The organism is Sphingobium sp. TomTYG46 (assembly GCF_055396345.1).
This window is the reverse complement of the sequence record NZ_AP027324.1, coordinates 449,062-465,232: the sequence shown is the minus strand read 5'-3', so window position 1 is coordinate 465,232 and position 16,171 is coordinate 449,062. Positions and strand designations below refer to the sequence as shown.

The following is a 16,171-nucleotide window of genomic DNA, read 5'->3' as shown; positions in this document are numbered from 1 at the left end:
GCTTACCGCTCCCGCAAAGCCTCCGACCGTGCCTTCATGATGGGCTTGAGCAGATAGGCCAACACCGACTTACGGCCCGTCAATATCTCTACATCGCACACCATGCCGGGCGTGATGGGCAGCTTGTGCGCGCCAGTGCCCAGCCACGCGCGGTCGGTTTCCACGACCACCGTGAAATAGGCCTCCCGCGTCGCTTCGTCATAGACGCTATCGGCCGACACCTGCTGCACGGTGCCGCTCAGGCCCCCATAGATGGAAAAGTCATAGGCAGTGACCTTAACGACCGCACGATCACCGGTCTTGATGAAGGCGATGTCGTTCGGCTTCACCCGCGCCTCCACCAGCAGCTTGTCGCCGATGGGCACGATCTGCATGATCTTCTGCCCCGCCGTCACGAAGCCGCCGATGGTCGTCACCTGCACATCGTTGACCACACCATCGACGGGCGAACGAATTTCCGCGCGTTGCGCTCGACCCTTCGCACCGCGTAGGGACTCGCTATTGACCGCAATCTTGGCTTCCAACTGGCTGCGTTCGTTCAGCGCATCCTGCTTGAATTGAAAATTCGCCTCGGACAGTTGCGCCTGGGCCTCGCGGATCGCGGCCGATGCACGCGACGCCTGCTGCTGCGCCGCGTTAAGCCGCCCTTGCGCATCCACCAGTTCACGCCGGGCGTCGAGCAATTCAGTCTGCGGGACAATGGACTTGGCCGCAAGCGGCTCTAACATCGCCACCCGCTGCCGCGCCAGCTGAACGCTGCCACCCAGGCTGTCGATCGTGGCCTGCGCCTCGCCCAGTTCGCGGCGACGCTGTTCCACCTGAGCCGAAAGCCCATCCTGCTTGCTGCGAAGCGCCGACTGGCGGACTGCGGCCAGCGCCTGCTCCTGCTGACATTCGGGGCCACCCGTGGCGCAGTTGGCCCCTGTCCCGGTGCCTTCCTTCTCCAGCCGCCCTGCCCGCGCCGTCAGCGATCGCGTCTCCGCCTGCAACTGCCCCAGTTCGGACGCCAGCATTGCGTCGTCCAGACGCACCAGCAACTGCCCCTTGCTGACCTTCTGCCCCGACCGGACCAATATCTCCTCGATCGTGGTCGGCTCGGCGGACTGGATGACCTGCGCTTTGCTCGACGGGATAACCCGCCCCTGCCCGTGCGTCACCTCATCCACCGGAGCGAGGCTGGCCCATAACAGGAACGCCAGCATGCCTCCGCCGCTATACAGGATGACCTGCTTGTTGCCCGGCTGCCCCCGCAGCCAGCTGATCGAGCGCCCCATCATGGTTTTGCCTCTTGCATTGCATGTTCATCGGCGGCGAGCGCCACCGCCTTCGCCTTTTCCTGCGCTGCCAGCATGTTGGTGAGAGCGCCGCCCCCTTGCGAAGGATCAGGAATGGAGAGCTTCCATCCCTTGGACGGGTCCATCCGCCCGCCCACATCATTGGCCGCCCGGCGTTCGGGCAGCGCCGCCACCGCAGGATAATCGATCTGCGGCTCCCTCACCGCCACCATCTGCGATGGATCGAAGGCAGGGATATATTCACCCCCGGCATAGCGTCCCGTAAAAGCACGCGGCAGGCCCCACGCGCCCGGCCAGCGATAGAAGATGTGTGCGCCAATCTTCACCAGCTTCGCGAGATGCGGCGCCCATCCAGGGAACACATAATCGGCATGATAATGGGTCGCCGTGCCAACGCTCGGTTCGACCTGTCCCGCCAGCGCCGCCGCCGCGATCCGCTGCGCCCGATTCCAGAGGACGGCCATCGGCCGCCGTGCAAGTGACCCATCACATACAAAACTGAACTGGCACACTGACGCGTTGAAGCGCTGATACACCACGCCGCACACCGTCTTTGCGAACGCGGGATGACGCACACGGTTGAGAACAACCTGCGCTACCGCGCGCTGTCCGCTTTCCGGTTCGGCAGCCGCTTCATAGTAGATCGCCTGCGTCAGGCATTGCAGCGCGCGGCTCCTGTCCTCGCCTGCGGACTCAAGCGCCCGGAAAGGCGCTGCTGCGGCAATGGCGCCGGACGCAAACCGCAGCCTGCCATTCTGCACCTCCGCCTCTTGCCCCGTCGTCAAGGGCGCGGCTTCGCTCTCCGTGATCTCAACCAGCGCGCGATATTGGCGAGGGATGGCGGGCGCACCGTCCATGATCTTCGTTTCGACCGCAGCCTTGGGAGCGTCGTTCCCGCGCCAGCCAACCGTCCCCGCCGCCAAGGCTACAACAAGCGCCCCCCCGAGGCCGAGCATGCAAGCCTCAGACGCGGGCAACCTCCATGTCCGCCCGATCATTGGACCGCTCCTTTCTGAAGCTGCCCGATCACCTCATCGCGCGGCCCGTCCGCCAGAACCACACCCTGGTCGATCACGATCAGCCGATCCACGATCCTCAGCAGGGCATGGCGGTGCGTCGATACGATCAGCGTCTGTTCGGGCTCCAGCGCCTTTGCCAGATGATCGACAAACAGATTTTCCGTCTGATTATCCATCGCCCCGGTCGGCTCATCGAGGAAGAGTAGCTTGGTCGGCTCCACCAACGCCCGCGCCAGCACCAGGAAGCTCCGCTGCCCGCCCGACAGGCGACTGCCGCGCTCACCGATATGAAGGTCGAACCCGGCGGCGTCCCGTCCAAAGAAGCGCGACGCACCCGAGCGCTCCAGCGCGTCCAGCAACTTCTCATCGTCGGCGTCCCGCGCGCCCAGCAGCAGATTTTCCCGCACCGACCCGCTGAACAGTTCCGCATCCTGTCCAACGTAGCGGAAGGCAGCGCGCAGTTCGTGCGGATGATATTGGCGGCTATCCACATCATCGATGGTCAACATGCCACCGCCCGGAGGATAAAGGCCGCACAGCACCCGCCCCAGCGTCGATTTGCCCGACGCCACGCGCCCGATGATGCCGATCCGTTCGCCGGGTTCGACGCGCAGATCAATGCCTTTGAGGCTGGGCTGAGTGGCGCCCGGATAGCTGAATTCCAGCCCCTTGGCGACGATCGCGCCCTTGCGCACCTTCGGGATGATGCCACGCGCTCCGTCCAGCCGCTCGTCCGGCTGATCGATCAGCGTCTGGAGGCTGCCCAAAGTCGTCATCGCCTGCCGTGCTCGCACGATGACGAAGGCCAGCTGTCCAACCGGCGCCAATGACCGGCCAGCCAGCATGACGATAGCAATGATCGCACCCATGGTGATCTCGCCCGCCGCGAACATGTAAAATCCGCCGATCACCAACGCGATGCTGGTCACCTGCTGGCATAGCGACGCGAGTGTCACGCTGGTCGAGCTTAGCCGCCGCAGCTTTTCCTGCGTCGATGCGCTCATCCTGGCGTAACGGCGCCACCTGTCCAGCATCCGCCCTTCGGCGCGGCATGCCTTCAACGTTTCGATGCCCCCGATCGCTTCCACTAGCGCGGCGCTTTGCAGGCTCGAGTCCGCTTGCGCATCCCGCGACAGGCTGGCCATGGAGCGCTGAAGGAAAAAGCCCGCTATGGCCATGATGCCGATCATGACGACAGGCACTACCGCGAGCCATCCGCCCAGCAGCGCGATGATGCCGACAAACACGAACAGGAAACTGATATCCACCACCAGCACCACGGTGGTCGATGTGAAAAATTCCCGGACACTTTCGAATTCCGACACGCGTCGTGCCAGCGCACCAGTGCTGCCCGCGCGGCTAGCGAGCGGCACGTTCATCACCTTCTCGAACAACCGCTGCGACAGTCGTTCGTCAATTTCCCGGCCAGCCTCGTCAACCAGCCGCGCCCGAGCGAGCCGCAAAGCAAAATCCAGCCCAAAGGCGAGCATGACGCCCGCGCCCAATACCCACAGGCTGGAAGCGGCCTTGTTCGGAATGATCCGGTCATAGACGTTCATGGTGAACAGCGGCAACGCGAAGGCGAGAAGGTTGATGATCCCCGCCGCCAGCATGACATAGCCAAAGGACCCCCGCGCCCGCCAGACTTCGCGCCAGAACCAATGTTGCCGCGCCCGCTCGTCCCACGGCCTTTCCTCGGCCCGTTCGCGGCCGTGATCGGCCATGACCGCCAGCGCCTCGCCGGTGAAATAGGATTCCAGGTCGGAAAGCCGCGCCCATACCGGCTCGCTCGCATGAGGCAATTGAACCAGCGCATCGCCCTGCTTGATGTCCAGCAGGAGGAGAAAACGCTCGCCCCTTAACGGCAGGATGGCTGGCAGATTGGCGGCCCGCCATTTGTCGAGCCGCCCGCGAACATGGTCGCTCAGCAGGCCGATCTGATCCAGCGCGGATTCCGCCTGATGAAAGGGCAAACGCCCGGATTCATCAACGGCAAGACCCGCCCGTAGAGCCACGATCCCCGGCGATCGATCGAAATGCCGCGCCACATGGGCGATGCATTCGGTCAGCTCGTCACCGGGCGAACTCTGATGGTCCAGCCATTCGGCCAGACTTAATGTGCTTCGTTCCAACATTGTTTACCCCGCGCCACCCCGGCCGAAGCCGGGGTGACCCCAAAGATGGAAACTCAGCCCGGATAGCGCCGCCGCTGCAATTCGGCGGGCGGCAGATCCGGGACATCATATTTCTTGCGCGCATAGGGATTGGCGCCCGAAGGCTGGGCTATCCCCAGAGTGTCGAGCAACTGATTGGTCGCCGCCAGAATCTGATATTGCGCGAAGATTTCAGAGAAGCGGGCAGTTTCCGTCCGCACCTGCGTATTGAAGCGGGTATTCTGCGTATCCAGCACGTCAAGCAGTGAACGGCGTCCGACGTTGAACTGCTCGCGATAGGACACCAGCAGGGAATCAGACACGGTGCCCTGACGCGACAGATCCGTCAGCCGCTTCTTTTCCGTATCCCAACGGTTCCAGGCAGTGCGCACATCATCTTCCGCCTCACGCTGACGCTGGCTGAGCCGGAAACGCGCCTCGCTAGCGCGGCGGGTCATTTCCTGGACCTTCGCCCGGTTGATACCGCCATCGAACAGCTGCCAGCGCAGGACGACACGGCCTTGCACATCATTGGTGCTGCCACGAAAGCCGTCCACATCCTCACCGACGCGGCCGCGCCCTTCCAGCACAACCTTGGGTCCAAGCTCGGACTTCGCCTCGTCGACGACTGCATGGGCAGCCTGGATGTCAGCTTCAGCTTCCCGGATCAGCGGGTTGTTGGCGCGCGCGCCTGCAATCGCTTCGTCCAGCGTCGGCGGTACAGCGCTCGTCACCGCATCGGGCATCGACACCTGATCGATCGAAAGACCGGTCAGCGTGCGGAAGCTGATCGCTGCGTTGGTCAGGTCCTGCTCGGCTTCGCTCTTGCGGACCAGCGCGGATTGCAACCGCTCTTCGGCCTGCTGCTGGTCGGCAATGCTGATCGACCCCTTCGACACGCCCTCGCCCAGATCGCCGAGCAGCTTGCGATGGAAAGCGATATTATCCTCAGCCGCCGCAACGACCCGCTGTTGCAGCATATAATCCAGATACTGCCGCGTGACGTTCAGCGCGACGAACTGCGACCGCTCGCCCACGCGCAGCGCAGCGCCATCGATCCGCGCTGCCTGACGCCGCTTTTCAGCACCGCGATAGCCCGAATCGAACAACGTTTCTTCGGCCAGCACACTTGCTTCCAGCGGATAGAGCGTCTGATCGCCGAGGCCGAGCGTCCGGCGCGTGTTATTCTCCAGCCGACGTATGCCAGCCGATCCTTCCACGCTGACCCGGGGCAGATACAACCCCTTGGCCTGCTCGCGTTCGAACTCGATCGCTTCCTTGTTCTGGATCGCCTGGTTGATTTCCGGATGACTGTCGATCGCGGCCGCGATGGCGCTCTTCAGGTCCGTGGTCTGTGCCCAGCCGGTCGTTGCCATGGTCGCGGCGCACAGCGCCATCAGGCTGCCGCATGTCTTGCGCAGGATTGTCATGATTGCGCTCCCCTCAATTCGTGCTGGCAGTGACTTCGACCCGACGGTTCATCGGTTCGCGCACATTGTCGGCAGTTTCGATTTTCAGCTGGGTCTCGCCCAGCCCGCTGACGGTCATCGCGTCCATCGCGATGCCACCCTGGCTCATCAGCCCGGCGACATTCTGCGCCCGGCGCAGCGACAGGCCGTCATTATAGCGTGTCCCGCCCGACGTATCGGTGTAGCCGGTGACGCCGAACCGCGTCCAACCGCACTGAGCGGCCGTTTGCGTGATCTGGTTGATCGTCGCTGCGCCCTCGGGCAGCGGCGTGTCCATGTTCCAGTCGAAGAAGATGGACACCGCCGGTGCCGTGCAGTCCAGCGCGGGTGGGGCTGAAGCTGCGGTCGGCACCGGCGGCGGTGGCGGCGCCGAAAGGCGTGCCACAAAGTCGTCGCACTTATTGATGCTGTCCGCATCCTTAGTGCCGGATTTCATGAAGCCCAGCGCAATGCCGCACTGGTTCTTGGCCTCCACGGCCCAGGTCCAGCGGCTGTCCTGCGCTGCCCGTAAGCTTGCGTCGCCCGCCGCCGCAACCGCCGTGTCATAACGGCTCTTGAGCGCGCCCTTGAGCTCCGAATTGCCCATCTGCAGCAGGGGCGAAGCGGGTGCCGCCAAGGCCCCCGTCGATATCATCCCCGCCGCTAGGCCGAAGGAAGCGATGCTCCTCAACCTGTTCCGCATAATAATTCTCCCCCAAATATTCCCGCGAGAAATCCGAACCATGGCGATCACCCGTGAGCGACCGCCATCGCTTCATGCGCGACCATCGCCGCATCGAAGACACTGGCCGCCATCGCCATCAGATGGCCTGCATCGGCAACGTCGCCCGCAACAGGATTGAGCAGCACTGGCGCATGCTCGCCCCCCGGCAATGCAGCCAGCAGCGCATCGATGTTTGGCGTCCCTGCATGGCCCAAAGCTTCGGCCACCACCTGTGCTGCTTGAGCATTCGGAGCCGCCTCATGCGCCGCAACGAGCGCCGCCGCATTGCCATCGAAGACCGAGAGATTGACCGCCTGGGCGAGCAAGCCCTGATGATCGTCCAGCGCGGGCTGCGCCTGGCCATCATCATTGGCGGCATGAACCGGTGCATCATCGCCGCCCGAAAGCGACGAATGATCTGGAGCCGCATCGTCGCCGCCGCTGTGGCTCGCCCGTTCGACCGGCTGATCCGCAGCATGGCCATCCTGCCTTTCGCTCGACACCGATGTGCTTGCGTCACCTTCGTTGGCAGGCTCGGACGCCGTGCTGGTAGTAGCCGTCGGTGCGGTATCCACCGTCGTCTCGGTCTGAGCAACGACCGGAGCAGGCGCCTGCTCCACCGTCTCGGCAGCACCAGCCACCGCCACCAGGCTCGCCGCTATCAGCGCCTGGTTGAAGCCGCTGGTCGTGCTTTCCGTCTTGGCGAGATCGACATCCTTGGAGGTGGCGAACACCACGTCGCCGACAGTGCCCGTCGTGCCGTCTGTACGGGTGAAGGTCGCTTCCCCCAGCACTGTCACGTCGCCGCCCGCTGTCTGATAGCTCTGGCCATCAGAGGTCAGCTTGATCGATGCTATGCCCATGTCGGCCAACGACTTGAACTCACCGCCATCGACCACACCGTTGCTGTTCAGATCCTGCCAGACACCGAATTCGGAATAGGCGGCATCATGGGCGTCGAACACGCCATCGCCATTGCCGTCATAGGCAAGGCGCAGGCCTTCCAGATCGCTCTTCGCCCCCGGCGCATCGTCGGCGAAGACGATATCGTAAGATCCGCCGGTCGCATGAGCGAGCAGGCCGTCGTCGGAAGAGACCCATGCCGTGCTGACCGTGCCGCTGCCATAATCGTGGGTGACACCCAGCGAACGATCGACAAATTCCAGACCGTCACGATCCAAGTCGATCGCGACCGGCGGAACCGGCGCTCCGCCTTGGAAGGTAACATCGATCGTGGTGGTGGGCGTCGTGCTGGTGACAATGTCGCCATCTGCGTCCTTCACCGTGACCACGAACTGCAGCACCTGATCGTCAGGAATGACCTGCTGCGTTACGCTGAAATTTTCAACGCGCGCCGCCGGATTGCCGCTGCCGGTATAGTCGAAGCGGACCACCATATGATCAAAATCGAGCGTCGGATCGATATCGACATGGCTAATTCCGTCAGCGTCCTTCGTGACGAGGAAAGTCCCGGTTTGAAGTGGCACCGCGCCACCTGCTGGCGTGCCGCCCGCGTAGGTGGCCCAAGTGACAGTCACCGACGACGTGTTCGGCTGGAAATTGACGTCGAAGCTCAGGGACGAAGAGTCGTGACTGCTGAACAGGAAGCCCTCATTGTCATTGACGAGGTTGTTCGCCACGCCAAAGCCATTGCCTGACGGGTTGATCGTCGATCCATCGTTGGTGAAGGCTTGGGCGGTCGTCGTTCCGTTGGCGTAAGAAACGCCGTCGAACACCTGCCCGCCTGGCAGGGTAACCGTCGTGTAATTGCCAGGCGCGATGTTGCTGAAACTGAGCGGCGTATCGACCACTGGTCGTGTAGTCAGCACGTCCACAGTATAATCGCCGGTCACCTGATCAACGGATACCGTGAAATAGGGATTGCCGTTCACGCTGGCCGTCACCACGCCGGTGCCGTCGCCCGTGTAGACGATGCCCGTTATGTCAGTCAGATGGGTCAGCGTGATGCTGCCCGCCTGATCTGCACCATAGGTGAAGTTGATATCATTCCCGCTATAGGTGTGAATGGAATTCGCCACCGACAAATCCGTGACGGAAGACAATGTCGGAACATCATCCACAATAGAGACGACAATCGATCCAGGCGTCGCGTCGCTATCGCCAGTGGCGTCGGTCACCGTCATGCTGATCGTGTCGGTCAGCGGGTTGATCTCGCCCTGCCCGGTGTGCGTCAACGCATGGTCCAGCGTATAGCTGTAACCATAGGTGACGATGCCGTTCACATCTGGCGCCGAGATCGAGGTGATCGTCAGCACGCCCTTGCTCGTAAACACCTGCTGCCCCACCGCCGTGATCGCCTGCGCCGGGTTAAGATCGCCATCGAGCGTCAGCGTGTAGCTCTCGCCATTGGCGTTGACCTTGAACTGACCGGTCGTGTCGGTCTCGCTGGCCGCACCATGCTGCAAACCGTCGGCCAGGCCATCCTCATAGACCGTGCTCGTGTCGCCCGTCACATCGGGCACGCGGCCATCCTGGTTCAGGCTGATCACCAGCTGGGCCAGGTCTGTGTCGCCGTCCCCATCCTTGATCTGATAAGTGAAGGTCTCGCTCGTCACGCCCGCCGGGATCGACGCGGTCTTGAGCGTATAGGTATAGCTGCCATCCGACTTGATCAGCAGATCGCCATAGGTGCCGCTGATCGTCGTGCCCGCAGCGCTCACCCCCGTCAGCGCGCCGCCGCCGACTTCCGTGCCGACCCGAGCCCCCGTGACTGCGCCGCCAGGCGCCGCGCCGTCCGCGCCGATCGTGTCCGCCGTGCCATCGGTCGAGTTAGCGTCCGTGCCGCCAACCCCGGTGAACACATTGCCGTCGGCCTTGTTGCCAAGACCCTCCGTCACGCTGTCCGCATCATCAACCGCATGCGGCGCATCATCGACGATCCGCACGACCAGCATGTCGCTGCCGCTGGTGCCGCTGATGCCGGTCACGCTCACCGTGACGCTGTCGTCAAACTCGGTGCCGGTCGCGCCTGCCTTGCTGTCATTGTCGATCGTCGCGAGCAGCGTGTAGCTGTAGCTCACCGCTCCGGTCGCGGCATTGTAGCCGGTCAGCAGCAGCGTCCCCTCGCCCGTGTTCACAACGCCATTGGTCGTGCCGAACGCCTGCATCTGCGCCAACGTGAAGCTCGTGCTCCCCACCGTGATGCTCGCGATCCCGTCGGTCGCCGAGACCGTGAAGCTGCCGCTGGTCACGTGGCTGCCGTCATGCGCCGTGCCGCTCGGCAGGCCTGCCTCATAGACGGTCGCGTCAGGGCCGTTCAGCGAGGCCGTCACCACCCTCGCGCTGTCGTCCGCGCCCTTGACCGTGATCGTCAGGGTCGCGGGCGACTGGTCGCCATCGGCATCCTGCATCGTATAATGAAGCGTGAAGTCCTGGCTGAACCCGCTGCCCAGCGCCTGGGTCGCTGCCCGGCTGTTGTCCAGAACATAGCTCCAGCTGCCGTCGCCGTTCTGCACCAGCGTGCCGTAGCTGTTGAGCTGCGCCACCGCCGCTGCGTCGGCACCCCAGGCAACAAAGCTTTTGGGCGTATCCGCACCCGACACATCGTTGCTCAGCACATTGCCGGACAGGCTACCCGCCACATCCTCGGTCAGCGTGCCGCCTGCATCATTGACCGCATGCGGCGCATCATCGACGATCCGCACGACCAGCATGTCGCTGCCGCTGGTGCCGCTGATGCCGGTCACGCTCACCGTGACGCTGTCGTCAAACTCGGTGCCGGTCGCGCCTGCCTTGCTGTCATTGTCGATCGTCGCGAGCAGCGTGTAGCTGTAGCTCACCGCTCCGGTCGCGGCATTGTAGCCGGTCAGCAGCAGCGTCCCCTCGCCCGTGTTCACAACGCCATTGGTCGTGCCGAACGCCTGCATCTGCGCCAGGGTGAAGCTCGTGCTCCCCACCGTGATGCTCGCGATCCCGTCGGTCGCGCTCACCGTGAAGCTGCCGCTGGTCACGTGGCTGCCATCATGCGCCGTGCCGCTCGGCAGGCCTGCCTCATAGACGGTCGCGTCAGGGCCGTTCAGCGAGGCCGTCACCACCCTCGCGCTGTCGTCCGCGCCCTTGACCGTGATCGTCAGGGTCGCGGGCGACTGGTCGCCATCGGCATCCTGCATCGTATAATGAAGCGTGAAGTCCTGGCTGAACCCGCTGCCCAGCGCCTGGGTCGCTGCCCGGCTGTTGTCCAGAACATAGCTCCAGCTGCCGTCGCCGTTCTGCACCAGCGTGCCGTAGCTGTTGAGCTGCGCCACCGCCGCTGCGTCGGCACCCCAGGCAACAAAGCTTTTGGGCGTATCCGCACCCGACACATCGTTGCTCAGCACATTGCCGGACAGGCTACCCGCCACATCTTCGGTCAGCGTGCCGCCTGCATCATTGACCGCATGCGGCGCATCATCGACGATCCGCACGACCAGCATGTCGCTGCCGCTGGTGCCGCTGATGCCGGTCACGCTCACCGTGACGCTGTCGTCAAACTCGGTGCCGGTCGCGCCTGCCTTGCTGTCATTGTCGATCGTCGCGAGCAGCGTGTAGCTGTAGCTCACCGCTCCGGTCGCGGCATTGTAGCCGGTCAGCAGCAGCGTCCCCTCGCCCGTGTTCACAACGCCATTGGTCGTGCCGAACGCCTGCATCTGCGCCAGGGTGAAGCTCGTGCTCCCCACCGTGATGCTCGCGATCCCGTCGGTCGCGCTCACCGTGAAGCTGCCGCTGGTCACGTGGCTGCCATCATGCACCGTGCCGCTCGGCAGGCCTGCCTCATAGACGGTCGCGTCAGGGCCGTTCAGCGAGGCCGTCACCACCCTCGCGCTGTCGTCCGCGCCCTTGACCGTGATCGTCAGGGTCGCGGGAGACTGGTCGCCATCGGCATCCTGCATCGTATAATGAAGCGTGAAGTCCTGGCTGAACCCGCTGCCCAGCGCCTGGGTCGCTGCCCGGCTGTTGTCCAGAACATAGCTCCAGCTGCCGTCGCCGTTCTGCACCAGCGTGCCGTAGCTGTTGAGCTGCGCCACCGCCGCTGCGTCGGCACCCCAGGCAACAAAGCTTTTGGGCGTATCCGCACCCGACACATCGTTGCTCAGCACATTGCCGGACAGGCTACCCGCCACATCTTCGGTCAGCGTGCCGCCTGCATCATTGACCGCATGCGGCGCATCATCGACGATCCGCACGACCAGCATGTCGCTGCCGCTGGTGCCGCTGATGCCGGTCACGCTCACCGTGACGCTGTCGTCAAACTCGGTGCCGGTCGCGCCTGCCTTGCTGTCATTGTCGATCGTCGCGAGCAGCGTGTAGCTGTAGCTCACCGCTCCGGTCGCGGCATTGTAGCCGGTCAGCAGCAGCGTCCCCTCGCCCGTGTTCACAACGCCATTGGTCGTGCCGAACGCCTGCATCTGCGCCAACGTGAAGCTCGTGCTCCCCACCGTGATGCTCGCGATCCCGTCGGTCGCCGAGACCGTGAAGCTGCCGCTGGTCACGTGGCTGCCGTCATGCGCCGTGCCGCTCGGCAGGCCTGCCTCATAGACGGTCGCGTCAGGGCCGTTCAGCGAGGCCGTCACCACCCTCGCGCTGTCGTCCGCGCCCTTGACCGTGATCGTCAGGGTCGCGGGCGACTGGTCGCCATCGGCATCCTGCATCGTATAATGAAGCGTGAAGTCCTGGCTGAACCCGCTGCCCAGCGCCTGGGTCGCTGCCCGGCTGTTGTCCAGAACATAGCTCCAGCTGCCGTCGCCGTTCTGCACCAGCGTGCCGTAGCTGTTGAGCTGCGCCACCGCCGCTGCGTCGGCACCCCAGGCAACAAAGCTTTTGGGCGTATCCGCACCCGACACATCGTTGCTCAGCACATTGCCGGACAGGCTACCCGCCACATCCTCGGTCAGCGTGCCGCCTGCATCATTGACCGCATGCGGCGCATCATCGACGATCCGCACGACCAGCATGTCGCTGCCGCTGGTGCCGCTGATGCCGGTCACGCTCACCGTGACGCTGTCGTCAAACTCGGTGCCGGTCGCGCCTGCCTTGCTGTCATTGTCGATCGTCGCGAGCAGCGTGTAGCTGTAGCTCACCGCTCCGGTCGCGGCATTGTAGCCGGTCAGCAGCAGCGTCCCCTCGCCCGTGTTCACAACGCCATTGGTCGTGCCGAACGCCTGCATCTGCGCCAGGGTGAAGCTCGTGCTCCCCACCGTGATGCTCGCGATCCCGTCGGTCGCGCTCACCGTGAAGCTGCCGCTGGTCACGTGGCTGCCATCATGCACCGTGCCGCTCGGCAGGCCTGCCTCATAGACGGTCGCGTCAGGGCCGTTCAGCGAGGCCGTCACCACCCTCGCGCTGTCGTCCGCGCCCTTGACCGTGATCGTCAGGGTCGCGGGCGACTGGTCGCCATCGGCATCCTGCATCGTATAATGAAGCGTGAAGTCCTGGCTGAACCCGCTGCCCAGCGCCTGGGTCGCTGCCCGGCTGTTGTCCAGAACATAGCTCCAGCTGCCGTCGCCGTTCTGCACCAGCGTGCCGTAGCTGTTGAGCTGCGCCACCGCCGCTGCGTCGGCACCCCAGGCAACAAAGCTTTTGGGCGTATCCGCACCCGACACATCGTTGCTCAGCACATTGCCGGACAGGCTACCCGCCACATCTTCGGTCAGCGTGCCGCCTGCATCATTGACCGCATGCGGCGCATCATCGACGATCCGCACGACCAGCGTGTCGCTGCCGCTGGTGCCGCTGATGCCGGTCACGCTCACCGTGACGCTGTCGTCAAACTCGGTGCCGGTCGCGCCTGCCTTGCTGTCATTGTCGATCGTCGCGAGCAGCGTGTAGCTGTAGCTCACCGCCCCGGTCGCGGCATTGTAGCCGGTCAGCAGCAGCGTCCCCTCGCCCGTGTTCACAACGCCATTGGTCGCGGCGAACGCCTGCATCTGCGCCAGGGTGAAGCTCGTGCCCCCCACCGTGATGCTCGCGATCCCGTCGGTCGCCGAGACCGTGAAGCTGCCGCTGGTCACATGGCTGCCGTCATGCGCCGTGCCGCTCGGCAGGCCTGCTTCATAGACGGTCGCATCCGGACCCGTCGCCGCCGCCGTCACCACGGTCGCGCTGTCGTCCGCGCCCTTGACCGTAATCGTCAGCGTCGCGGGCGACTGGTCGCCATCGGCATCCTGCATCGTATAATGCAGCGTGAAGTCCTGGCTGAACCCGCTGCCCAGCGCCTGGGTCGCTGCCCGGCTGTTGTCCAGAACATAGCTCCAGCTGCCATCGCTGTTCTGCACCAGCGTGCCGTAGCTGTTCAGCTCCGCCACCACCGCTGCGTCCGCGCCCCAGGCAACAAAGCTCTTGGGCGTATCCGCACCCGACACATCGTTGGTCAGCACATTGCCAGACAGGCTGTTGGTGGCAGCATCTTCGACGACAACATTGCCGACATCATCAATGGCGTGCGGCTGGTCATCCACGATACCGATAGTCAGCGTCGTGCCTGCGGTGTCTCCATCACTGTCGGTAACAGTGACGGCGAAGCTATCCTTCGTGTTGTCGCCCGATGTGGCCGTTTCCAACGTATAGCTATAGCTGTATCCGGATGCCGGAGATCCAGTGATGGTCAGGGTGCCGAAGCTGCCCTGGACGGTCCCGCCGTTGGTCACATCCACATTATTGATGACCAGTGAGCCGACCGTGTCGTTTCCGGTCGTGACGATCAGCGTTCCAGCGGCGGTCTCCGCCGTGGATTCAGCATTGGAACCATTGGGATTGAGCGCAGACTCATCGACCAGCGTGTCCGACCCAGCCTGAACCTCCATAGTCGGCGTGGAATCGGGCTCCAGGGTGACAGTGACTGTCGCCTGGGAGGCATCGCCATCGCCATCCTGAATCTGGTAGACAAAGGTTGCCGTGCCTTCCTGCCCAGCCGCCGGAGTGAAGGTGAACAGCCCGGTCGCGGGGTCGTACGCCACCGCTCCTTCTGCCGGACCACTGACAATCGTCACGCGCACGGCGGGATTATTGTCGATATCGACCCCATCTGCGCCGAACACATCATTGGCAAAGGCGTTGACGACGACCGGCGCACCCTCTGTACCCTGGTGAGCCAGATCATCGTGCGCGGTAGGCACGTCGTCGATAACGTTGACCACCAGCGCCTTGGTGACGCTGTCCCCGTCAGCATCGGTAACCGTTACCGTGAAATTGTCGGTCACGGTATCGCCAGAGCTATTGTCGGCTAATGTATAGCTGTATTCGATCGCACCTGGAGCAACACTGGTGATCGTCAGCGTGCCGTGGGCGCCGGTGATCGTTTGCCCTGGTCCAGTGACGACCTGGCCGTTGATGCTGATCGTCGCGGGTGTATCGACCGCGACATAGGTTATGGTGCCGGCTGTCGTCTCGACCGGGGCCGGTTCGTTCGAACCGGGAGATCCGCCGGGACGGTTTACCGTGCCCAGGCCGGACTCATCCACGACAGTGCCAGGGCCGGAGGTGGGGACCTCCAGTTCAGGCACATGATCTTCCTCATTCGGCGCGATGGGGAGAATTTCCCGCTCTTCGGGCTGCGTAAAGGCCAATTCGGTTGGCGGGAGCAGGTCGCCCAGGCCGTGAGGATTTCCCACGTCGCCCTCGGCTGCCAGGAAATTGCCGCCAGAGCTGCGAGCCGGGCCAGCAGCGGGCTGCGGTTCCTCGCCGATCAGCAGCGCCGCAAGGTTGACCGAAGGGATTTCCACATCGCCAACAACGATGTGCGGCATTACGACCGCGCCGTCCAGGATCACCATCTGAGTGCCGTCCGGCAACGTGACGATCAGGTTGCGGCCATCGACCTCTATTTGATTGATGTCGGTTCCGGCAGGAAGGACGACAACGCCGTCCGGGCCAGCGGCCACCGTGCGCATTGTGCCTGGCTGGATATGGTGCCCCTTCACCTGAGCAGCGAGTGCATCCAACACCGGGTCATGCGCTTGCTGACGGTCAGCGGCGGCATCGACATTCCATTCGCGCTCGAAATCCATCTTTCCATCCCACCTGTAGTCATGGGACGGTTCAAAGAAGTGCGCAGAAGACCGCTTCCTCAACGCGCATGCATCGAGAAATTCCATCTTCATCGACTCATGGCATTAGCGGATCAGCTATTGCCCATTGTCTGCGATCTTCCGTTGGCAAGGCTTTATCAGCCCTCCCCGCCCCGGATTAATCCTATTGTCTTATACTTCTGACCCGATGAGCGATCATATTAGGCGGGGATAAATAGAGTCACCAAAAATCAACTTTTGTTAACCATTTAAATACGATAGCGGCGGAAAAATAACCCATGCTCTATTACTACAGATATATGTACTTCACATGCAGTATATCGTTGGTATTATATCCTATATTTAATGCAGGCTAATGATCGGAGTGCTGTCCGGCAACGACTCGGAAGGTATCGCTGAAGCTATGGAGCTACTTCCGGGTGTCCTGGCGGCCAACAATGTCTTGGAAACGATAAGCGGACGGCTAGCCCTTCGGCCAGCCGCCCACTCATTTTTGCGACCCAACGGAA

General features: G+C 63.3%; 6 protein-coding genes. All 6 read right to left on the bottom strand.

Annotated elements, in window-relative coordinates:
• Positions 1–2: 2 nt before the first annotated feature.
• Genes ACZ5YV_RS02445 through ACZ5YV_RS02420 form a run of 6 tightly spaced genes read right to left on the bottom strand, consistent with a single transcriptional unit; the run spans position 3 to position 15,641 of the window.
• Positions 3–1,277, bottom strand: coding sequence for an HlyD family type I secretion periplasmic adaptor subunit (locus ACZ5YV_RS02445; RefSeq protein ID WP_464788423.1), 1,275 nt, complete (start codon positions 1,275–1,277; stop codon positions 3–5).
• Complete coding sequence (locus tag ACZ5YV_RS02440) at positions 1,274–2,251, bottom strand: cell wall hydrolase (protein WP_464788422.1); 978 nt, start codon at positions 2,249–2,251, stop codon at positions 1,274–1,276. The genes ACZ5YV_RS02445 and ACZ5YV_RS02440 overlap by 4 nt, the downstream gene beginning before the upstream one ends.
• Before the next feature lie 38 nt (positions 2,252–2,289).
• Positions 2,290–4,449 (bottom strand): type I secretion system permease/ATPase, encoded by a 2,160-nt coding sequence (locus ACZ5YV_RS02435; protein ID WP_464788421.1) that lies wholly within the window; start codon positions 4,447–4,449, stop codon positions 2,290–2,292.
• 53 nt (positions 4,450–4,502) lie between these two features.
• Entirely contained in the window at positions 4,503–5,897 is a 1,395-nt protein-coding gene (locus ACZ5YV_RS02430; RefSeq protein WP_464788420.1) for a TolC family protein, read from the bottom strand.
• A gap of 13 nt (positions 5,898–5,910) precedes the next feature.
• Positions 5,911–6,618, bottom strand: a complete 708-nt coding sequence (locus ACZ5YV_RS02425) for an OmpA family protein (protein WP_464788419.1) — start codon at positions 6,616–6,618, stop codon at positions 5,911–5,913.
• Positions 6,619–6,665: 47 nt separating this feature from the next.
• Positions 6,666–15,641 (bottom strand): VCBS domain-containing protein, encoded by an 8,976-nt coding sequence (locus ACZ5YV_RS02420; protein WP_464788418.1) that lies wholly within the window; start codon positions 15,639–15,641, stop codon positions 6,666–6,668.
• Between the last annotated feature and the right edge of the window lie 530 nt (positions 15,642–16,171).

Coding starts and splice junctions, on each gene's coding strand:
- ACZ5YV_RS02440 (WP_464788422.1), bottom strand. CDS start 2,251: ATGCTCGGCCTCGGGGGGGCGCTTGTTGTAGCCTTGGCGGCGGGGACG.
- ACZ5YV_RS02425 (WP_464788419.1), bottom strand. CDS start 6,618: ATGCGGAACAGGTTGAGGAGCATCGCTTCCTTCGGCCTAGCGGCGGGG.
- ACZ5YV_RS02435 (WP_464788421.1), bottom strand. CDS start 4,449: ATGTTGGAACGAAGCACATTAAGTCTGGCCGAATGGCTGGACCATCAG.
- ACZ5YV_RS02430 (WP_464788420.1), bottom strand. CDS start 5,897: ATGACAATCCTGCGCAAGACATGCGGCAGCCTGATGGCGCTGTGCGCC.
- ACZ5YV_RS02445 (WP_464788423.1), bottom strand. CDS start 1,277: ATGATGGGGCGCTCGATCAGCTGGCTGCGGGGGCAGCCGGGCAACAAG.
- ACZ5YV_RS02420 (WP_464788418.1), bottom strand. CDS start 15,641: ATGGATTTCGAGCGCGAATGGAATGTCGATGCCGCCGCTGACCGTCAG.